At 30.8% G+C, this 20,076-nt stretch carries 21 protein-coding genes; 16 read left to right on the top strand and 5 right to left on the bottom strand.

Annotated elements, in window-relative coordinates:
• The first annotated feature begins 306 nt into the window (after positions 1 to 306).
• The 7 genes from ACZ5N4_RS06285 to ACZ5N4_RS06315 all read left to right on the top strand — a co-directional run bounded on the left by ACZ5N4_RS06285 (position 307) and on the right by ACZ5N4_RS06315 (position 7,511).
• Positions 307 to 1,119 (top strand): alpha/beta fold hydrolase, encoded by an 813-nt coding sequence (locus tag ACZ5N4_RS06285; protein WP_464208166.1) that lies wholly within the window; start codon positions 307 to 309, stop codon positions 1,117 to 1,119.
• A gap of 461 nt (positions 1,120 to 1,580) precedes the next feature.
• Positions 1,581 to 2,702, top strand: coding sequence for a rod shape-determining protein RodA (gene rodA / locus ACZ5N4_RS06290; protein WP_464208168.1), 1,122 nt, complete (start codon positions 1,581 to 1,583; stop codon positions 2,700 to 2,702).
• Positions 2,703 to 3,160: 458 nt separating this feature from the next.
• Positions 3,161 to 4,084 (top strand): S66 peptidase family protein, encoded by a 924-nt coding sequence (locus ACZ5N4_RS06295; RefSeq protein ID WP_464208170.1) that lies wholly within the window; start codon positions 3,161 to 3,163, stop codon positions 4,082 to 4,084.
• Positions 4,085 to 4,453: 369 nt separating this feature from the next.
• Positions 4,454 to 5,146: a CAP domain-containing protein gene (locus tag ACZ5N4_RS06300; RefSeq protein WP_464208172.1), complete on the top strand. Its 693-nt coding sequence runs from the start codon at positions 4,454 to 4,456 to the stop codon at positions 5,144 to 5,146.
• Positions 5,147 to 5,370: 224 nt separating this feature from the next.
• A complete protein-coding gene (locus tag ACZ5N4_RS06305) occupies positions 5,371 to 5,739 on the top strand; it encodes a DUF7668 domain-containing protein (RefSeq protein ID WP_464208174.1) in 369 nt (122 codons plus the stop codon).
• 350 nt (positions 5,740 to 6,089) lie between these two features.
• On the top strand, positions 6,090 to 6,374 hold the full coding sequence (locus ACZ5N4_RS06310; RefSeq protein ID WP_464208175.1) for a hypothetical protein: 285 nt from the start codon (positions 6,090 to 6,092) through the stop codon (positions 6,372 to 6,374).
• 357 nt (positions 6,375 to 6,731) lie between these two features.
• Positions 6,732 to 7,511, top strand: coding sequence for an NAD(P)H-dependent oxidoreductase (locus tag ACZ5N4_RS06315; RefSeq protein WP_464208177.1), 780 nt, complete (start codon positions 6,732 to 6,734; stop codon positions 7,509 to 7,511).
• Between the two features lie 193 nt (positions 7,512 to 7,704).
• Here ACZ5N4_RS06315 and ACZ5N4_RS06320 read toward each other — a convergent pair whose 3' ends face one another.
• Together ACZ5N4_RS06320 and ACZ5N4_RS06325 are read right to left on the bottom strand one after the other, a co-directional pair.
• Complete coding sequence (locus tag ACZ5N4_RS06320; protein WP_464208178.1) at positions 7,705 to 8,682, bottom strand: TRM11 family SAM-dependent methyltransferase; 978 nt, start codon at positions 8,680 to 8,682, stop codon at positions 7,705 to 7,707.
• Between the two features lie 155 nt (positions 8,683 to 8,837).
• Entirely contained in the window at positions 8,838 to 10,511 is a 1,674-nt protein-coding gene (locus tag ACZ5N4_RS06325) for a methyl-accepting chemotaxis protein (protein ID WP_464208179.1), read from the bottom strand.
• Between the two features lie 249 nt (positions 10,512 to 10,760).
• Here ACZ5N4_RS06325 and ACZ5N4_RS06330 point away from each other — a divergent pair, with 249 nt between their 5' ends.
• Positions 10,761 to 11,114, top strand: a complete 354-nt coding sequence (locus tag ACZ5N4_RS06330; RefSeq protein ID WP_464208181.1) for a helix-turn-helix transcriptional regulator — start codon at positions 10,761 to 10,763, stop codon at positions 11,112 to 11,114.
• Between the two features lie 36 nt (positions 11,115 to 11,150).
• The gene (gene clpP / locus ACZ5N4_RS06335; protein ID WP_464208183.1) at positions 11,151 to 11,735 is read left to right on the top strand and encodes an ATP-dependent Clp endopeptidase proteolytic subunit ClpP; all 585 of its coding nucleotides are present in this window, start codon (positions 11,151 to 11,153) and stop codon (positions 11,733 to 11,735) included.
• Between the two features lie 133 nt (positions 11,736 to 11,868).
• Here clpP and ACZ5N4_RS06340 read toward each other — a convergent pair whose 3' ends face one another.
• On the bottom strand, positions 11,869 to 12,375 hold the full coding sequence (locus ACZ5N4_RS06340) for a GNAT family N-acetyltransferase (RefSeq protein WP_464208184.1): 507 nt from the start codon (positions 12,373 to 12,375) through the stop codon (positions 11,869 to 11,871).
• A 277-nt stretch (positions 12,376 to 12,652) separates the two neighbouring features.
• On the opposite strand from ACZ5N4_RS06340, the gene ACZ5N4_RS06345 reads away from it, so the two are divergent.
• From ACZ5N4_RS06345 to ACZ5N4_RS06360, 4 genes are all read left to right on the top strand, one after another.
• Positions 12,653 to 12,877, top strand: a complete 225-nt coding sequence (locus tag ACZ5N4_RS06345) for a DUF1659 domain-containing protein (RefSeq protein ID WP_464208186.1) — start codon at positions 12,653 to 12,655, stop codon at positions 12,875 to 12,877.
• A 12-nt stretch (positions 12,878 to 12,889) separates the two neighbouring features.
• Positions 12,890 to 13,108: a DUF2922 domain-containing protein gene (locus ACZ5N4_RS06350; RefSeq protein ID WP_464208188.1), complete on the top strand. Its 219-nt coding sequence runs from the start codon at positions 12,890 to 12,892 to the stop codon at positions 13,106 to 13,108.
• Between the two features lie 81 nt (positions 13,109 to 13,189).
• Positions 13,190 to 13,312 carry a YvrJ family protein gene (locus ACZ5N4_RS06355; RefSeq protein ID WP_464210846.1) on the top strand — a complete coding sequence of 41 codons (123 nt, stop codon included), beginning with the start codon at positions 13,190 to 13,192 and terminating at the stop codon, positions 13,310 to 13,312.
• Between the two features lie 109 nt (positions 13,313 to 13,421).
• The gene (locus tag ACZ5N4_RS06360; RefSeq protein ID WP_464208189.1) at positions 13,422 to 14,033 is read left to right on the top strand and encodes a YitT family protein; all 612 of its coding nucleotides are present in this window, start codon (positions 13,422 to 13,424) and stop codon (positions 14,031 to 14,033) included.
• Between the two features lie 742 nt (positions 14,034 to 14,775).
• Here ACZ5N4_RS06360 and ACZ5N4_RS06365 read toward each other — a convergent pair.
• The gene (locus tag ACZ5N4_RS06365; protein WP_464208191.1) at positions 14,776 to 15,267 is read right to left on the bottom strand and encodes an N-acetyltransferase family protein; all 492 of its coding nucleotides are present in this window, start codon (positions 15,265 to 15,267) and stop codon (positions 14,776 to 14,778) included.
• Between the two features lie 60 nt (positions 15,268 to 15,327).
• Entirely contained in the window at positions 15,328 to 16,242 is a 915-nt protein-coding gene (locus tag ACZ5N4_RS06370) for a LysR substrate-binding domain-containing protein (protein WP_464208192.1), read from the bottom strand.
• Between the two features lie 315 nt (positions 16,243 to 16,557).
• Here ACZ5N4_RS06370 and ACZ5N4_RS06375 point away from each other — a divergent pair, with 315 nt between their 5' ends.
• Genes ACZ5N4_RS06375 through apgM form a run of 3 tightly spaced genes read left to right on the top strand, consistent with a single transcriptional unit; the run spans position 16,558 to position 20,058 of the window.
• Positions 16,558 to 18,027 carry an SLC13 family permease gene (locus tag ACZ5N4_RS06375; RefSeq protein WP_464208194.1) on the top strand — a complete coding sequence of 490 codons (1,470 nt, stop codon included), beginning with the start codon at positions 16,558 to 16,560 and terminating at the stop codon, positions 18,025 to 18,027.
• Positions 18,028 to 18,040: 13 nt separating this feature from the next.
• The gene (locus ACZ5N4_RS06380; protein WP_464208196.1) at positions 18,041 to 18,793 is read left to right on the top strand and encodes a hypothetical protein; all 753 of its coding nucleotides are present in this window, start codon (positions 18,041 to 18,043) and stop codon (positions 18,791 to 18,793) included.
• Between the two features lie 11 nt (positions 18,794 to 18,804).
• The gene (gene apgM, locus ACZ5N4_RS06385) at positions 18,805 to 20,058 is read left to right on the top strand and encodes a 2,3-bisphosphoglycerate-independent phosphoglycerate mutase (RefSeq protein WP_464208198.1); all 1,254 of its coding nucleotides are present in this window, start codon (positions 18,805 to 18,807) and stop codon (positions 20,056 to 20,058) included.
• Positions 20,059 to 20,076: the final 18 nt, after the last annotated feature.

Raw genomic sequence — 20,076 nt, forward strand, 5'->3', positions numbered from 1 at the left:
ATAAATTCCCTAGTTATACTTGGAATTATACAATGTATAATTAGGATAAAAAGAATATTGAGAATGATGGAAGATGGACAAATATCAAAAGATAATTAGAAAAAATAAAATTTTTGTTTTCAATGTATGTAATTATTTTTATGTCAAAGCATGAAAATATTGCGAACTAATTATTGATTTTAAAACACGAACAATGTTCTTTGAAAACTGAAGAATACGGTATTTAAGAGTCGGCTCAATCATTCACAAATTATTGTTCTAGTGAATAACCTATTTATATAGCTATTTAATTGTTGGAGGTTATCAATGGGTTACTATATTAAAGTAGAACCTAATGTAAAAATTTATGTAGAGGATCTTAACCCTGAGGGCAATAAGACAATCTTGTTTTTACACGGTTGGCCTGGAAGCCATAAGCTGTTTGAATATCAATTTGATCAGCTTCCGAAGATGGGATATAGGTGCGTCGGAATAGATACAAGAGGATTCGGCAATTCAGATAAGCCTTGGACTGGCTACGACTACGATAGATTGTCAGATGATGTTCGGTGTGTGGTTGAAGCACTTAAATTACATGATTTTACACTCGCAGGGCATTCAACTGGAGGAGCCATGGCTATTCGATACATGGCCCGCCATAAAGGCCACGGAGTATCTAAACTTGTTCTTATTGATGCAGCAGCTCCTAGTCTTATCAAGCGTCCAAATTTCCCATATGGTTTAGAAAAAGAAGATGTAATCAAAATTATTCACGGAACATATACTGATCGTCCTAAAATGCTGAGGGATTTCGGCGACACATTTTTCTTTCAGCATATAACTGAACCATTCTCAGATTGGTTCTTCCAATTGGGATTGCAGGCAGCCGGCTGGGCAACTTCGGCCATTGCAAATACTTGGATAAATGAAGTGCTATTTTTTGATCTAGAAACAATAAATGTTCCAACTTTAATTATCCATGGTATTCATGATAAGGTTGTTCCATTTGAGCTTGGTGAAATACAAAACAAAATTATTAAACATTCAAAAATTATACCATTTAAATACAGCGGTCATGCGTCGTTCTATGACCAGCGTGACAAATTTAACAAAGAACTGGTGAAATTTATTGAAGAGTAAAGTTTTTGCAATGTAGAGTGTCTTAATAAAAATATTAAAAGCGGATAATTAATTTAAACATCGTATTATTCAATGAATTTTACGGTGTTTTTACGTCGCAATACAAAGATTATATTTAATATCAAGAGCAGAAATGCTCTTTTATTTTTATCTTATAATTTATTAGATTAAGTCTTAATATGAAGATTATGTGACGTAACTATTTAGCATAGTATAACTTATACTTTGCCTGTTGGGATAGATTCACTCATACTGACGTAATAAATTAGAACCATTCTGCACATTATTACAATAAAACAAATTTTGTACTAATATAACATTATTATGTTATAATGGTATTCGGTGTATTGTGCTAGATTCTTTCTATAGGCATATTTGATAATTTTACTTTAACTAAATAATAGTCTACTATCTTTCATAATACTAATAGTCATATAAAAATTGGACAAGGTGGGAAAACTATGTCAATCTTAAAAAAATTAAAAATAGATTTGAAGCTGCTTAGGAGAGTGGATTTTATTCTTGTATTAGCAATAATAGTAATTTCATTATTTGGAGCAATTAATATTTATAGTGCTACTAAGAAAACCTCTAGCTATTATTTTCTTGACCGCCAGATAATGTGGATATTAATTAGTATTTGTGTTTCATATATAATTTTAACTATTGATTATCAAAGAATTCTTGCTTATATTGAGTATTTATATTTATTTAATATAGTACTATTAATATACACATACTTGTTTACCTCACCAATTAATGGTGCTAAAGTATGGATAAAACTTGGCAGTATCGCAATCGAACCTGGTGAATTTGCTAAACTTATAATAACATTAGTTCTTGCTAAGAAAGTACAAGAAATGAATGGTCAAATAAACAACTTTAAAAATTTGTGTGTTTTATTCTTATATACTATAGTACCAACCATATTGATTGCTATTGCACCAGATATGGGTCTAGTACTATTGATTTTTGTTGCAGTTCTAGCAATCTTATTTATTTCCAAATTAAATCTTAAGATAATGCTTTCAGGATTATTAGTATTGTTTATCAGCGTAACAATAGCATGGAATTTAGGTTTAATTAAAGAATATCAAAAACAAAGGATAACATCTTTTATTAGTCAAGACTCTGATTTAAACGATTCAAACTTTCAACTAAAACAATCAAAAATTGCTATAGGTAGTGGTGGTATATTAGGCGAGGGATTTGGCAAAAGTGCTTATATACAAGGGAACTTTATTCCTGAATCTCACACTGATTTTATATTTGCTGTTATTGCAAATGAATGGGGTCTTTTAGGAACTATAGTATTACTAATTGCATATGGTATAGTTGAACTTAGGATTATTAAAATAGCAAAGAACTCTAAGGATATTTCAGGTACAATAATTTGTGTTGGCATAAGTGCCACTTTAATGTTTTCTGTATATCAAAATATTGGTATGACCATGGGGATCGCACCGATATCGGGAGTTACACTTCCATTTGTAAGTTATGGTGGAAGTTCTATACTCTCTAACTTTACGGCTATAGCACTTGTTTTAAATGTAGGAATAAGAAACAAAAAGATAAATTTCTAAGTATTTAAGAATTTATTTTTTTGTTTCTTATTTAACGAAATAATTGAAAAGGCGAACGATTTATAAAAACACTGTATTATTCAAATTTGAATTTTACGGTGTTTTTACGTCTCAATACAAAGATTATGTGTGAGATCAAGAGCAAAAATGCTCTTTTGTTTTTGCATAACCTTCGTCAGATTAATACCTAATATGATAAAAAGGCTACGAAACTTTTGAAACAAAAAGTACGAATGATGTTCTTTGCATAGAAAAATTTATATTCTTATACAAAGGATATAAGTAATAATGAGTAACTTCATATAATATCCTAGTAATAATGAAACGAGGTTTTAGTAATTCCGCAAGTCTAAACTTCCTGTCCGTGGGGGGGATGATAGATATAAATAGCGACAAGGAGTAGTTTTTACGGAATTGTAAGATTATATATTATTAAGTTATTTAGAAGGTGAATGAGTATGGCAACGAGACCACAAATTTTACGTGCAGGAGATACAATCGGAATAGTTACTTTAGGGAGTCCATTATCTGCGGATGCCATTAATACTGGTATACAGACTCTTAAGAATATGGGCTTTAATGTAGTTTTAGGAAAATACGTATATTCTTCTATTGGATATGTTGCAGCTACAGAAGAACAGAGGGCCTCTGATTTGATGGAAATGTTTAAAAACCCTGATGTGAAGGCTATTATACCCTCAAGGGGTGGAGTAGGTGTTGCAGGTATTTTACCATATCTTGATTACTCTGTCATTGCACAGAATCCTAAAATTTTCACAGGGTACAGTGATATAACAATTTTATTAAATGTTTTGTATATATGGGCTAACTTAATTACTTTTCATAGTCTTCTTTTAATAGACTTTAAGCCGACTACTCCTGCATACAACATGAATCAGTTTTTCACTGCTACATCTACACTTACCTCACCAAGGATACTTGAAAATCCTCCTGGAATGTCTCTAATAAGCAGGGTTCCTGGAAATGTAACGGGGGATATAGTAGGAGGTAACCTTACATCCTTTGTAGATAACCTTGGCACCCCATTTGAAGTTGATACCAGAGGAAAGATACTCTTAATCGAAGAAGTTCATGAACCTATTAATGCAGTCTACAGGCATATAAACCATCTAATATTAGCAGGTAAATTTAGGGATTGTGCAGGTATCATTATGGGTGAATGTACGAATTGTGAGCCTGCATATGGTAAGTCATATGAAGATTTAATTAATGAAGTTATTATGCCATTGAATAAACCTCTTATGACAAATTTAGCATCAGGACATGGCATATACAAGATGGCTATACCTATAGGTGCTCAAGCTAACCTTAACACTTATAACAATACATTGACAATACTTGAACCAACAGTGCATATATAAAAAGACAGAACGATTTATAAAATGCCGTATTATTCATAACTGAATTTTACGGTTTTTTTACGCCGCATTTCAAAGATTATACGAAATAAATATATATACTTTTTTATTTTAAATATATTAAAATAAGAATAATTAATTTGATTTATATGGAAATATAAAACTGGATTACCACAATTTTCTGGAAATTTTTTTGAATGTTTTTAGTTCATTTACAAAATAGAGGCATTATGTTCATATTTATTATTTATACTCTAAAATAAGTTTTTTAAATATAGTAAAAAACTGAACATGAAATTATATTAAGTGTTTTTCTCAAAGGACTTTAATATAATTTCTTGGTAAACAAAAAATTTTAGGAGGTTTTACTTTATGAACAAAAGTGTTAAATCAATAATTGCAGCACTAGTTATCGCAGGAAGTATACCAACTACTATGCCTACTATAGTAAAAGCAGCTGAAACTACTTGTACTACTTCAGTAACTCAACAAATTTGGTTGAAAGACATTTTAAATAAATATCCTCAATTTAAAAACTGGACAGTTATTACTTCAGAAAAGCCAACTACAACTACTACTAATTCGTCGACAAAGGCTACCCAGCCTACAACTAGCACAAAACCAAATACTACACCTACGCAACCAACACAAAATAATGAACAAGCTTCTACTGTAAGTCAGGAAGCAAGTGAAGTAATCAGACTAGTTAATGTAGAGAGAAGTAAAAATGGACTAGCTCCACTTAAGGTTAATGCTGAATTATCTAAAGTAGCAACAGTTAAAGCTCAAGATATGATTGATAAAAACTATTTCAGCCATACTTCACCTACTTATGGTTCACCTTTTGATATGATGAAAAAATTTGGTATCAACTATACAGCAGCAGGTGAAAATATTGCATACGGTCAGAAAACTCCTGCTGAAGTAATGAATGGATGGATGAATTCTTCAGGTCATAGAGCAAATATATTAAATTCTAACTTTACAGAAATTGGAGTTGGAGTTGCTAAAGATAAAAACGGAACTCCATATTGGGTTCAGATGTTTATAACACCTACTAAATAACTACATTTAATACTATTAGTGGTTTGTAATATAGAACTATATAATATTTAAAAAGATGCTGTTTTAAAAATTAAAATCTATAAAAAATTTATATTAAGGCTTTCGATAATTGATGTAAAAATAGGGTTTAACACTGAAATCAATTCTATTTTCGGTGTTAAACCCCTTATTTTGTAAGTAACTAACAATAACTTAAATTGAAATGCAGTAGGAGTGAAAATGTTATGGAATTGAAAGATACAATTAAGCAGGAAATCATAAATATTTATAAATTATTTGTATTTAAAGGCTATGAAACATTAAAAAAAAGATATTTATCTGATGATAGAGAAATTGAAGATTTTATTAGAGCCCTTCATGAATACTGGGAGTTTTGGGAAGAAGAAGGTACAGTTACTATGCCCTCAATAGACGAATTTAATAGTATTGAAATTATAGAAATTGATACACCGAAAAATGCTTTAAAGGAGTTTAATGTAACTTTTGATTTTTGGATAAATGGTGAAAAAAGTGATTTAACTCTTGAATGTTATATAGAGTATTATAATCAAGACGATATGAGAGCTTATTTATATGATTTACATATAATGTAATTTGGAGTATTTCGAGAATACTTATGTTATTCTAATAAGTTTGCACTATTCTTATTTAACGCAACAACTGGATAAACAATTTGCTAGAACACCGTATTATTCAAACTGAATTTTAGGGTGTTTTTACTTCGTGATATGAAAATTATGCAACGTAACTATTGAATATGAAAATACGAACGATGGCCTTTGAAAATTGAATAATGCAGTGTAAAGAAGTAAGTGATTTGTATTTATTAGGAATATCATTGGCTTTTATTTGTAAAGGTTATGATATAATTACTATTAATAAAGTCAAAATAGTAATTTATAACGAACCTTTCTTATAATAAAGTTAAATGGGGGATTTATTTATGAATAAAGAACAAAAACAATTAGAAAGATGGAAAAGGATAAAAAGTAAAGGAATGTTTTCTCATATAATTAAAAGAGGGGCAGTATGTTATGGGATAGTGTTTTTTCTTACATGGGTGTTTATAGTTCCTTTTATAGACCATAGGTATTCATTCGGTTTTGTATACAATGAAACATTTAAAGACAAAGTTATTATATTTGGTATCGTATCACCTTTAGTCGGGACATTAATGGGGTATTTAGGATGGAAAGGGCTAGAAAAGAAATATAGGAATTTTGAATAACTGAATACGCAATACTCTTATTTAGCGTAACAACTGAAAAAATGAACAATTTACCTAAACACTGTATTATTCAAGCTTGAATTTTACGGTGTTTTTACGTCGCACTTCAAATATTATACGAAATATCAAGAGCAGAAATGCTTTTTTGTTTTACCTTACCATTTATTAGATTGATGCTTAATATGAAAAAATGCGAACATTGTTCTTTGAAAAATAAATAATGGGATGTTAAAAAAGAAATATTCATATTTGTTACAAAAGTGGTAATACATGTTGAAATTCAGTGATATAATTAACATTAGTTAAGTCAAAATAGTAAAATTTAATGAAAAGAATTTATATTTAGAGAGGTCAAAAATGAAAAAGGTTACCATTTTTATCGGGAGTCCGGGAAAGCAGGCAACTTATCAAGCTGTTGAAGAATTTGTCACAAACTTCAAGGCACAGGTGGAAATTAATTTTGAGTATGTTTTTCTAAATGACTATAACCTTGGAAATTGCAAAGGTTGTAAGTTATGCTTTAACAAAGGAGAGGAATACTGTCCATTGAAAGATGATCGAGATTTACTAATTGAGAAAATAAATAATTCAGATGGAATAATTTTTGCCACTCCTAATTACGCATTTAATGTAACGGCGATTATGAAGAACTTTTTAGATCGGGTATCCTTTATTTTCCACCGACCACGTTTTTTTAGCAAGGCCTTCATGGCTATTGTTTTCCAAGGAATATACGGAGGAGCTGCTATTGTAAAATACCTAGAAACCGTAGGAGAGAACTTGGGATTTCACGTGGCAAAAGGATGTTGTTTGACGGCATTAGAGCCTAGAACAGCAATTGAACAGAAAAAAATAACGCAAGAGCTCAATAAGGCCTCCGCAAGATTTTACAAGGAACTTATGCGTACCACGCCACTAACTCCTTCTTTTTTCAAGCTGATGATATTTCGAATGAGCCGTACAAATATAAGTGTAATTCTGGATGAAAAATTCCGAGATTATCGCTATTTTAAAGAAAAAGGTTGGTTTGAGTCTGATTATTATTATGACGTTTCATTAGGGGTTATTAAAAAGCTGGCAGGTCGATTTTTTGATTTTTTAGGAAAACAGATGGCTAAGCATAAACTCCGAACTTAGCAAATTGCCATAAGGCTTTAAGAAAGGAAGCATATAATCTTCTTATTTTACGAATTAAAAGTTAAAATTAATACTCTCAGCAAGTTATCAGCAGCAACAAAAAAGATTAGCCTATATCTTCAATTACTATGTAAAGCATGATATAGGCTTTGATTTATATGCTAAATATCTGACTATATATTTCCTTTAAAAGTTACTCACATATAGATATATATCTTTTAAACTTACCTTTAGAAATATGACATCTATCAACAATATTAAAACCAGATGATAGAATATGCTTATCCATATTTTCAAATGTAATAATAATCATCTTATCGGATATTTTGCGAGCAGTTTTCATAATATCTACTTGCTCTTTAAGTGTAGTGGGAGAAAAGAGACCATAAGGAAGATCTATAATTGATACCTGGAACTTTTCTTCTATATCATGCATATTACCATTGGCAATTACATCTTTGTAGTCGAAATATTTAAGATTTGTTTTTGCATTTTCAGCAATTAAAGGATTTAATTCAAAGCCTTTAATATTAATTCCAAGTGAAAGAGCTTCCATAACAACTGTTCCAATGCCACAGCAGGGATCTACTACTGTACACTTTAAATCGTTACATACAGCAATATTTACTAGTGCCCTTGCAGCTCTTGAAGTAATTGCATTAGAGTATGAATAGGGCTTTCTATTATGAATTATCCATTCCGGTTCATTTCTTTTATATTCACCTAATATCCATTTCTCATTAACCTTTGTTACACCTAAAAGCAGCTCTGGGTTCTTTAATTCAGCTTCACCATTTATGTTTTGTCCAATTTCATATTCAATTTTACGACGTTCTTTATGGCTTAAGGTTTCATCACCATAATTTATATAAGAAACTTTAAATTTTTCAAGAGAAACTTTATCTATAACTAGCTGGTTAATTATATCCTCTAGACTGCTGCCAGTATACATTATAGAGATACATTGTTTTATAAAGGGACTTCTAGATGGATCAATATAATGATAGGAGAAGAAGTGTTTTTGTTTTGGAACCTTATTAAAAAGGCACTTCATTTCCATTTTACATAAAGACTCTTCATCTGCAGCAAAATTGATTATATAGAAATGTGGTTTAATTTTGCCGTTAATATTTACTTTTGGTTTAATGCCTTCAGGTATTAATTCTAACATAAGCTCACCCTCTTTTTCTGGGTTCAGAAAATAAAAAGCATATTAAGCAATAATCACAAATATTACTTAATATGCTTAATCTATTACTAAACAATTATTTATAATATTATAAGTTCAATTTAATATAGAATAGTTATAAAGTCAATAAAAGAACATTAATTTTCTATACAAATATCTGCCATAATTACTCCAATTATGCTTCCACTTGAATTTTTGAAAGGTTGAGAAATTGTAATGCAATAATTAAAAGTTGTATTAGAAATATAAGGTTCAGTATGATATTCTTTTCCCTCTAAAGCTATTTTAAAATAAGGTCTATACGTAAAATCATTACCTATATTAGTGTCAACACTTGCAGAGATCATTATGCCTTCTTTATTAATAATTGATACTAGTTCAAATTGTGGATAGGTTTTAGCCTTTTCTCTAAAGAAATTTGAAGCACTTTCAATACTTATATTTTGTCTATTTATATCTTGATTCAAATCTTTAAGTATTTTTAATCCTTCATTTATTAAAACTTTTTCTTTTTCACCAACACTAATATTTTTAATAAAGGAGTTTAATGTTTTATCAATATCGTCAGCTGTAGTATTCATTTTTTCAACAAGTCTGTTCATTTCCTGCATTGAACCAAGCTGTTCTTCACAAGCAGCAGAAACTTCCTCAGTAAACGCTCCAGCTTCCTGTGTTGAGCAAGCTATTTCTTCAACTAGTTTAGTTACAGTGGAGGTTATTTCCATAGAGTTTACTGACAGTTCATTAATTTGCTTTATTGCATCAAAGGTAGATTGTGTTGATTCTACAATTTTAGAAAAGGATTTTTTTGATTCATCTGCAAATTTTATATCTTTTTCTATTTCTTTTACTTGGTTGTTTGTTTCTGATGTAATATTTTCAATTGTTGATGTAATATTTTCGATTAATTTTTTTATTTCGCCAGCGGAGTCAGAAGATTGTTCTGCAAGCTTTCTAACTTCATCCGCTACAACTGAGAAGCCCTTTCCCTGTTCACCTGCACGAGCTGCTTCAATTGCTGCATTAAGAGCGAGTAAGTTAGTTCTCTCACTAATTTCAGTTACAACATTAGTAATGTTTTTAATTTTATCTGCTTCTATTTGAAGTTGATAAACGTTTGTTGCAAGTTTCGTTGTCATATCGCCAGTATTTTTTATGTTACTGATTAGACTGCCGAAGAGTTCACCATTTGCTTTTACAATTTCTATCATTTCACCTGCAACAACTTTAGTCTTTTCTGTTTGTTCCATAATTATATTGTTATTTTCAGCCATTTTTTTCACATTTTCGTCTGATAAAACAGCAGCATGTGATTGCTGATTTGTTCCTTCTGCAATGGACTGAACTGAATTTGCTATTTCATTTGAAGCTCTCTCTGTGCTTTCTGAGTTGTCCTTAATTGTTAATGCAAGACCTCTATTTTTGTCAGATACCTCACCAACTTCACACAATACTCTTTTTGTATTATTTATAACTTTGTTAATATCTACAGCAATTGCCTTTAGAACTCCTTCTTCCTTTACTCTAATTGAAAGTTGTCCATCTGCTATACGTGTAAGTTTTTCTTTAAATACATCAATATTTATAAACATATTATTAATGTATATTGATAGCATTATTACTGCTATAACAGTGCAAACCACAGCAGTTCCTATAATGGCTAATATAATACTAGGATTAAATATAGATAACATTCCATTAGTAGCAGTGCCTTTTAGCAACAAGCTTAGTACATAAGAAAGAGCCGTACCTGATACTAAGAATACGACAAAGAACATAGTGGCAAGTGTCAATATTATTTTGTTTTTCATTAGTGCTTTCCCTCCTTATATAATGTGATACTTTAGCAATATACTAGCTTATTAAATTTAGTGCTCCTTAACTTTTTTCTGTATTAGCACAAAACCCATTTCTAATATAACATAAATTAGGAAAATAATTAACGTATTTAGTAAATTTTTATAAAAATCTCTATATATAGATGAGCAAAAAAAGACAGGATTTACATAGAAGGCTAAGATATAATATAGAAAAAAACTAAATGAGGTAGGTATACTAAAATGAATTATGATGCTTGTATTAAGAAATCTATTGAATACATCGAACATAATCTAGATAAAAAAATAGAGCTTAAAGAACTTGCAGATAAGGTGTTTCTATCGAAGTACTATTTTCACAAGGTTTTTCATGCTATCGTTGGTGAACCTGTAGCTGAGTATATAAGAAAGAGAAGACTTATGGAAGCAGCCAATGAGCTGCTCTACACAGAAGATAAAATTGTGGATATAGCATTAAAATATCAATTTAGCTCTCAGGAAGCCTTTACAAAGGCTTTTAAGAAACTTTATGGGATGCCTCCAAGACAATTTAGAAGAAACAGAATAAATGTGACTCAGCCTTCTATGGCTGCCTAATATCTATGTAAAATAAAACTTTAAGGAGTGATTTTAATGAGTTATGTACCGGTAGTTGTTGAACAGTCAAATTTGGGGGAACGTTCATATGACATCTACTCAAGGTTACTTAAAGATAGAATAATTATGTTAAATGGTGAAGTGACTAATGAGAGTGCAAGTGTTATTGTGGCACAGATGCTTTTTCTTGAATCGGTAGGTCCTGAGATGGATATTAGTTTTTATATAAATAGTCCGGGAGGTTCCATTACTGCTGGAATGGCAATATATGATACAATGCAATATATAAAACCGGATGTATCCACAATATGTATCGGCATGGCTGGAAGTATGGGTTCATTTTTGCTGGCGGCAGGTGCTAATGGAAAGAGGTATGCTCTTCCTAATAGCGAAATTTTAATACATCAACCATCAGTTTATGGAGGTTTTCAAGGGCAGGCTACAGATATAAAGATTCATACGGAGTGGCTTCTTAGAACTAAGCGCAAGTTGAATAAAATATATAGTGAAAGAACAGGTCAGCCAATTGAAATAATAGAAAGAGATATGGAAAGAGACTTTTACATGTCTGCAGATGAAGCTAAGAACTACGGAATAATAGACAAAGTTCTTTTAAGATAGGCCCCGTTAGATGATTTTCATAATGGCTATATTTTAGAATAGCATTGATAATATAAATAATAACTAGGGAAAGCCATTTGGCTTTCTTTAGTTATTATTTTAAGAATGATATTTATTAATTTATTGGATTATCTTATCTAAATTTAAGAATATACTTATATTCTTGATCAGTAGAACAAACTAACTTAAAATTACAATTATTTAATACCTTATGAGAGCCAATATTTGTTTTGAGAACTTTAGCAACTATACCTTTAGAATCTTGAAATCCATAAGCCCACTTCACTAATGTTTCTAAAGCCTCAGTCATAAGTCTTTTTTTTCTGTAGTTAGATGAAATACTGTATCCAACTTCTGAATAACCATTTTCATCTGGTATTCCTTTAAATCCAATAAAACCTATTCCTTTTCCATTGGCCTTATCAATAATTAGCCAGTAGGTATACCACTCATGAGTATCTTCACAAACCTTTTGCATTTTCTCTATTTTCTTTGATATTGCTAATTTAACAAAGTCAAATATTGCTTCCGATTCAATAGATGTTTCAACATTATCAAGCTCATTATTATCAATATGTAATAGTTCGCTGAAGGATAAAGGCTTTAAAAATAATCTTTCGGACTGCAATATTTTTTCCACTACAATACCTCCATTTTGTAAACTTAATACTGAACAATAAACTACAAGTCTATACTAAATTGTAGAATATATATGTTATATTATAACATTAATAACTTCGGTCTTGCCATAATAGGACCTTCAGACTTATATATGGATTTAATGATAGTAGATTCGCAAGTATATATTAAATTTTAGCGTTGATTTAAAAAATAGCCTAAATAATAATTTTATTCTTAAAAACTCTGCCTACACCTATAGTAACTGTATATATATTAGGTGAAGGGAGTTGATAAATATGGCTGCAACATCAACAAAATTGCAGACTGCACTAGTACTAAAATATAAGGACGGTGTAGATGAAAAAGGAAAAGAATTGATCAAAAAACAGAGGTTTTCAAAGGTGAAGACTACAGCCTCCGAGCAAGATGTCTATGATGTAGCTTTGGAGATTCAAAAGCTTCTAGGTAAAACGCTGGATGAAGTTATAAGAGAAGAGCAAAGTTCAATAATGAATGCGTAAGGAGGAAGATAGATGAGTAAAATATTAGTTATGAATTTTTTAAATGAGGAAGGTAAAAAAACTGCTGTAAGGGTTAACAATGTAAAGGAGGACATAGCTGCTGCAGAAGTAAGCGCTGCTATGGATGTAATAATCGCTAAAAACATATTTGCATCTACTGGGGGAGACCTAAAGTTTAAGGATTCAGCAGAGCTTACAGATAAAAACTCTACTGAATTATCTGTGAAATAGACTTATAGGGTTTCTAGTTAGTTTACCTATATAAGTTATTGTATTGAGAAGGTGAGGACACTGAGTAATGATTTATTGAATATGATAGGAAATATAGGCTTTCCCATAGCTGTCTCTGTGTATTTGCTTGTGAGGCTAGAGGCAAAGCTTGAAGTGTTGACTGTCAGCATAAACAACCTATCTAATGCTATAAAGGATTCTTAAAGAATACATGCGGGACATTGGTCCTGCATGTATTTTTTATATATAACTTTAAGTGTAAAGTATGATAGAATAGAGATAGATGAAATAACTTGTAAAGAAGGTATATACTGTGAGAGACATAGTAAAAATAATTTTAGGCAATATATTAATAACATTTTCTTATGCTTTTTTTACTGTGCCAAGAGAGATAATAAATGGAGGGGTAACAAGTTCTGCTTTAATAGTGCACTCTTTAATGGGAACAAATGTGACAACAGTAGCTAATATACTTACAATTGCACTAGCGGTTAGTTGTCTTATATTCTTAGGGAAAGAATATTTTATTAAAACTATATTTAGCAGCATATGTTACATGTCATTTTTTTATTTGTTTTATTCATTAAAATTTACAATTAATATAAATATAGTATTAGCAATAATTATTTCGGCTGTTTTAGTGGCAATAGGATATTATTTATGTGTATCTTCAAATGCATCTACAGCAGGCTTTGATGTTATAGCCTTGATAATTAATAAGAGAAATCCTAAGATAAATATAGCTTCAGCATTGAGAGCTATAAATATCATAATATTACTTTTCGGATTATTAGCATTTGGGTACGAATCAATAATTAAGGGACTAGTTTTTACTATCCTATACTCAGGTATATTGAAGGTATTATTTAATAAGGGATTTAAGTTTTTACCGAATTTAGTTTCATGGAAAAAGGTACTACGTTAGAAAATAATTACTAATAAGAATTTTCAGATAATATGTTGAATTTTGAAAAAATAAATGATATAATATATTCAAGAAGAAAGTTAAAGCTTCTTCTAGTAGATTCTAACTCATTAAAAGAAGTAGTAAACCAGGTATTTAGTAAGTGTTTAAGTAAATTGTTTAAAATGTCTGTCTGTCTGTCCGTCGGAGTCTGGGAATTTGGCTAAGGTATATCTCTATAGTATGAGGCTTACAGTGGCAGCAGCGTATAGTAAGTTTTATTTAACTTATGGTGCAAGCGCCTAAAAAGTGTTAATGTGTAGAATATAGTTAGTGCAAATAAACGGTATGTCTGTATTAAGATTGTTAAAGTTAATTAGTTGATATTAAAAAGGTTTAAAATCTTTAACATGTGTCATTTAGCCGGGAAGTTTAAAAAGAATAGGTGATAGAAATTCAAATAGAACCAAATAATTTTTCTGATGAGTTAGGATCTGCTTAACCACCAATTAGTGTCATTTAACTAATTGGTGGTTTTTGCTTTTAGTAAAAAAATATAAACATAAATTATATTAAGATTTAAAAATCTTAATTATGGATATAATAAAAAAGCCCTCCAAGTTAATACTATAAAAAGTGCACGCAAGAAATGATCTTGTATGCACTTTTTTATAGCTATGTTTTAGAATAGTGCTCATATTACAATACTTTTAAGGAGAGACATTTGAACTTCTTTTAAGTACATTTTAAGAATATGAAAGAATTAAATAAATGTTTCATAAGATACTGCATATTCTCTAAAGCCATTTCTTTCATACAATTTTTTAGCATTATTATTCCAAGAATAAGCATGTAATTTAATTCTATTAATTTTATTTTCTTTCATCCAATTTATTGTTTCATCTAATAATTTTTGTCCTAATCCAAGCCCTCTTGCTGTATCATCTACAAATAGTTCATCAAATAGGCCCATTCTGCCTGTTCCATTATCTGCTGTTTCATCTTCTTCGAATATCCTTCCTAAAGCATATCCTATTGGATTACCTTCTAATTCTGCTATGAGGATTAAGATATCTTCATTTCTATTAGTAAATGTTTCTTGTGCTTTTCTTCTTATTGAATCAATTATAAATTCATAGTTATCGTATTTACATTTGCTATTATGATTATTTCGATTGAATTTACTTAGTTTAACTGCAAAATCCACAAAAATATCTTCATCATCATCTACTGCTTGTCTTATATTTACCTTCATAAATCTACCTCCAATTTAAAATATTTTATTGTAGGAACTATAAAGTTCAATGTTTAGCTATTATTTTTCAAGATCTTTATTTTTTAAAGTTATAAATTCTTTTGCAAATTTCAAAAACAGTTCCGTAGAAAGTGATAACTTTTCATCTTTGCGTTTTATATAGTATATGTGACGCATTAGCTTAATTTCATCAACTATTTCAACTTTACTGAGCAACCCTAGTTTAAGTTCTTGTTTTACAGCACTTTCTGATATTACCGATATTCCTAAATTACTATATATGCTCTGTTTTATTGCTTCAATACTTCCAACTACGCATATATTATTTGAAGCAAACTTAAAATTACCTACTTTCTCTAAATAAGATACTAATGAAGTATTTGGGTTGGATATTAGAAAAAGTTCATTTTTTATTTCATGAATAAAAATTCTTTTTTTCGTGGCCCATGGATGTTCGTTATTTACAACCACAACCAGCGGATCTTCTAGTATAGGTTCGCATAATATGTCATCGGTATCAGAAAAATATGGTTGTGAAATTATTCCAATGGGGTAGCTTTTATTTAACACACCATTAATTACATTTTTAGTATATTGTACATGATTAACTATTGTAATATAAGGATATTTTTGTCTAAATAAGAACATTATGTTTGGTAATATGTATGTTCCAGGTGTGTTAGATGATGCAATAGATATCTCAGATTCCTCCATTAACTTTGCTTGTAGTAGATGTTCTTTTGCATTTACAAAAGTATTCGATATCTGTTGAGCATAAGGTAAAAAAAGGTGACCGGCTTTAGTTAGCTCAGCTTTTTTAGATTTGCGACTGAATAAATTGCAGTCAAGATATCTCTCTAACCGTTGAATTCTCATTGAAACTGCAGCTTGTGTACAGAACATTTCTTCTGATGTCTTTGTAAAACTGTTGTTTTTTGCTATAAGTAAAAAGGTCTGAAGGGTTTCTAAATCCATTTTTCCTCCTCCTTGTTAGAGTATCAATATTCTAAAGTACGATAATATTAACTTTTTATATATAAATATTTTTTATTATATTATAAAGCATTTTTGATACAAAATGTATAAATAAATGCTATTATAGCAGTTATTTCAAATGGATCTATAAATATAATTTATGATTATGAGGTTTTTTTATAAAAATAAATTAAATTTATTTTTATCATAATTAAATGTAATTGGCTAATTTATAGTTTGTTAAGTATTATTAGACTATCAAATAGTTAACTTTTTGAGAAAATTTTAGATTTTAGTAAAAGGGAGATATAAATTATGAGTACAACTGTGAAAGTTAAAAAGAATAAAAGTCCATTTGACTTACAAATGTCTTACTTTGGGATGCCAATTGCATTGATTGTCTTAGCTCTTATCTGGACTATGGAAACACCACTAGGTATGACTTATACTGGAAAAATGGCTATGGGTATTTTCACATTCGCATTAATACTTTGGGTTTCTAATGGTATTCCAAACTATGTAACATCACTTTTAGTTTTGGTCCTTCTACCAGTTACAGGAGCATGGACACAATCGGAAGTTCTTGGAGTATTTGGGTATGAGGTTATATGGTTAATGATTGCAGCTTTTGTAATCGCTTCCGGGATGGAAAAAAGTGGACTTGCCAAAAGGCTTGCGTTGTTTCTTATTCTCAAGTTAGGCAAAAGTACTAACTCAGTACTTGTTGTACTTATGCTTACTAACTTTTTAATTTCTTTTGTTGTTCCTTCTACCACTGCAAGAGCGGCTATGTTATTACCAATTGTTATGATAATTATTGAAATGTTTGAGGTAAACAGTGAAAACAAGAGCGATAGGAACTTTGGTAAACTACTGGCTCTTCAAGGAATTCAGGCTAATAACTTTTCTACTGCTGCCGTTGTAACAGCAACGTCATCACAGATCCTTGCTATCAGTTTCATTAAGGATCTTACAGGAACGAATATTTCATGGATGCAATGGTTTATCGCAGCTGCACCAATTACCGCACTTACATTAGTTGCTTCATTCTTTGTTGGTAAACTAATGTTTAAGACTAACAATAAAGCGGCTTCTAAAGAAAAGATAACTGCTCTTGAAAAAGAATATAAAGATCTAGGCAAAATGAACGCTATCGAAATTAAGGCGCTTATTATATTTGGTATTACAATACTACTTTGGTCTATCGATAGTTTGCAAGTTCAATTATTTGGATTTCAGCTTAGCCTTGTTATAGTTGCTATTGTTTCTGCTATTCTTTTCTTTTTGCCTCATATAGGTATATTGGAATGGAAGGAAGCTAAAATATCTTGGAATCTCTTGATATTTAGCTGTGGCGCTTACGCTGGTGGGTTAGCTCTTGATTCTTCAGGTGTTGCATCCTGGGCACTAAATAGAATATTTGGAAGTCTTAAAGTTGAAAGTTTGAGCTTCTTCGCTCTTTATGCAGTAGTTATATTCATAGCTAGTTTTTCACATATAGTATTCACAAGTAAAACTGTTAGAACTATAATACTTATTCCAGCGATTATAGCAGTTGCCAAGGCTGCAGGCGTTAATCCAGTAGCTCTTGCTCTACCAGCTTCATTTATGATCTCCGATTGTGTTACATTACCACCTCATAGTAAAGTTAACCTTATATACTACAGCACAGGTAATTTTACAGTTCTTGAGCAACTGAGCTATGGAATAGTAGTTCTTCTTGCAAAATGGGGAATCATGCTAATTGCATCATTCACATGGTTCAAAATGATCGGAATAGTGTAAGGAGGTAAAGGATATGAAAAAATTATTAACTATATTGCTTGGTTTTATAATAAGTCTTTCATTCTCGGTAGTAGCTTATGCAAGTAACACAGGGCAATTGGATTACGTCAAGGATGTTGTTGTTCCTAATAAAGAGAATAGTGTTATTACTACCACAATTAAGGGCACTACAGATAGTAAGGGTGTTTTGATTATCCCTTGTTATAAAAATGCACAAATTACAAATATCAATGTAAAAATCGGTAAACTCATAGGCGAATTTAAAAAAGAAAAAAACGGAAGTCTTGAATACTATATTGCAAATTTTGAGGGAAGTGGAGATAAAGTTGAGCTTGTTATTACTCAAACTCAAAAGAAAACCTATGAAATTAGTCCATCAAAACAAAAAGATACCTTTCCAGGTAATGTTAAGATGGTTACTTATAAAATGGTGAATAATACTCCAATTGAAATAAAGAAATATGTTTTAGAGATGGGTATTCCTAAAGAGTATGAACTTTTTAATATAGTAGGATATGATCCAGAGGAAACTTACAGTATATTCTCAAAAGATGGTATTAAGTATGGAGCTTTTGAATTTGGAAAACTATCAGCAGGTAAAGATATTAAATTTTCCATTAATATTTATAAAACAGGGCGTTTTTTCCCTTTGATACTTTGGGGAACAGTTATATTAATTTCTGCATTCTTTATGTATAAAAATAAAGATATGCTAAGACAAGCTAAGGAAATAACTGAACAGAAAAAGATTATGAATTGTAGATAGGAGCTTGAAAGATGAGAAAAAAGCAGGGACTACTTATTATACTAGATGGTTTAGGAGATCGTCCTAACCAAAAATTAAATAATATGACTCCATTAGAGAATGCCAAAACTCCAAATTTAGATTTTATTGCTTCTCAAGGCATGTGTGGAAATGTCTATCCAATATCTCCAGGCATAAGAGTAGGTACTGATGTTGGACACCTACATATATTTGGATACGATAGCGATAAGGTGTATTCTGGAAGAGGACCACTTGAAGCCTTTAGTGCGGGAATGGATTTGATGCCAGGGGATGTTGCCTTCAGGGGCAATTTTGCAACTATTGATGATAATTATACCGTTATTGATAGACGTGCTGGCAGAATTCGTGAGGGAGCGAAAGAACTAGCATCTGCCATTAATGGTTTAGTACTATCCGATGGTACACAAGTATTTGTTAAGGAGCTTACTGAGCATAGAGTTGCAATTGTTTTTAGAGGTAAGGAGTTAAGTGATAAAATATCCTGCACTGATCCGGGTACTGCAGAAGAAGGAGAGAGGCTCATTCTTCCAAGTCCATTAGACGGCAGCAGTGCAGCAGAAAAAACAGCAAAAAACCTATGGGAATTTACAAATCGTTCTTATGAGATTTTAAAGGACCACCCTATAAATAAACAGCGTCATGCGGTCGGCCTAAATATAGCTAATGCTATAATAACTAGAGGTGCAGGTCAAAAAAAATATATACCATCTATTAAGGAACTTTATAATATAAAAGCTGCTTGTGTAGCAGGAGATAAAACTGTTGGAGGTATCGCCGAACTTGTAGGAATTGACTACTTTAGCGATGAAAGTTTTACTGGAAGTTTTGATACCAATTTAATAGGTAAGGCTGATATGGCTATTAAGCTTCTCAATGAAAAGAACTATAATTGGGTTATTATGCATGTTAAAGCCACAGATTTAGGAGGGCATGATAACCTTCCAATTGCAAAAAAAGATATGATTGAAAAAGTGGATAGTGTTATTGGAACTATTCTGAAGAAAATTGACCTTAATAAATGCTATATAACATTTACAGCTGATCACTCTACACCTTGTGAAGCAAGAGATCACACTGGTGATGGAGTACCAACAATTATTGCTGGTGGCGACGTTCGAAAAGATGGTGTTTGTTCTGCTGGCGAAGCTCAGTTCATGTCCGGTAGTCTGAACGGTCTTACTGCAAATGATATTTTTATGCTGCAGATGGATCTATTAGGCTTTACTAATAAGGTAGGTTCATAATTCAGTATACAGTAAACC

This window comes from Clostridium nitrophenolicum (assembly GCF_055391695.1).

What these genes read in the sequence shown, in the direction of transcription:
- ACZ5N4_RS06285 (WP_464208166.1), top strand. Translation starts at nt 307, where the DNA reads ATGGGTTACTATATTAAAGTAGAACCTAATGTAAAAATTTATGTAGAG.
- ACZ5N4_RS06365 (WP_464208191.1), bottom strand. Translation starts at nt 15,267, where the DNA reads ATGAAGGTAAATATAAGACAAGCAGTAGATGATGATGAAGATATTTTT.
- ACZ5N4_RS06300 (WP_464208172.1), top strand. Translation starts at nt 4,454, where the DNA reads ATGAACAAAAGTGTTAAATCAATAATTGCAGCACTAGTTATCGCAGGA.
- ACZ5N4_RS06375 (WP_464208194.1), top strand. Translation starts at nt 16,558, where the DNA reads ATGAGTACAACTGTGAAAGTTAAAAAGAATAAAAGTCCATTTGACTTA.
- ACZ5N4_RS06325 (WP_464208179.1), bottom strand. Translation starts at nt 10,511, where the DNA reads ATGAAAAACAAAATAATATTGACACTTGCCACTATGTTCTTTGTCGTA.
- ACZ5N4_RS06370 (WP_464208192.1), bottom strand. Translation starts at nt 16,242, where the DNA reads ATGGATTTAGAAACCCTTCAGACCTTTTTACTTATAGCAAAAAACAAC.
- ACZ5N4_RS06295 (WP_464208170.1), top strand. Translation starts at nt 3,161, where the DNA reads ATGGCAACGAGACCACAAATTTTACGTGCAGGAGATACAATCGGAATA.
- ACZ5N4_RS06380 (WP_464208196.1), top strand. Translation starts at nt 18,041, where the DNA reads ATGAAAAAATTATTAACTATATTGCTTGGTTTTATAATAAGTCTTTCA.
- ACZ5N4_RS06310 (WP_464208175.1), top strand. Translation starts at nt 6,090, where the DNA reads ATGAATAAAGAACAAAAACAATTAGAAAGATGGAAAAGGATAAAAAGT.
- ACZ5N4_RS06305 (WP_464208174.1), top strand. Translation starts at nt 5,371, where the DNA reads ATGGAATTGAAAGATACAATTAAGCAGGAAATCATAAATATTTATAAA.
- ACZ5N4_RS06330 (WP_464208181.1), top strand. Translation starts at nt 10,761, where the DNA reads ATGAATTATGATGCTTGTATTAAGAAATCTATTGAATACATCGAACAT.
- ACZ5N4_RS06345 (WP_464208186.1), top strand. Translation starts at nt 12,653, where the DNA reads ATGGCTGCAACATCAACAAAATTGCAGACTGCACTAGTACTAAAATAT.
- apgM (WP_464208198.1), top strand. Translation starts at nt 18,805, where the DNA reads ATGAGAAAAAAGCAGGGACTACTTATTATACTAGATGGTTTAGGAGAT.
- ACZ5N4_RS06315 (WP_464208177.1), top strand. Translation starts at nt 6,732, where the DNA reads ATGAAAAAGGTTACCATTTTTATCGGGAGTCCGGGAAAGCAGGCAACT.
- ACZ5N4_RS06355 (WP_464210846.1), top strand. Translation starts at nt 13,190, where the DNA reads ATGATAGGAAATATAGGCTTTCCCATAGCTGTCTCTGTGTATTTGCTT.
- ACZ5N4_RS06350 (WP_464208188.1), top strand. Translation starts at nt 12,890, where the DNA reads ATGAGTAAAATATTAGTTATGAATTTTTTAAATGAGGAAGGTAAAAAA.
- clpP (WP_464208183.1), top strand. Translation starts at nt 11,151, where the DNA reads ATGAGTTATGTACCGGTAGTTGTTGAACAGTCAAATTTGGGGGAACGT.
- rodA (WP_464208168.1), top strand. Translation starts at nt 1,581, where the DNA reads ATGTCAATCTTAAAAAAATTAAAAATAGATTTGAAGCTGCTTAGGAGA.
- ACZ5N4_RS06320 (WP_464208178.1), bottom strand. Translation starts at nt 8,682, where the DNA reads ATGTTAGAATTAATACCTGAAGGCATTAAACCAAAAGTAAATATTAAC.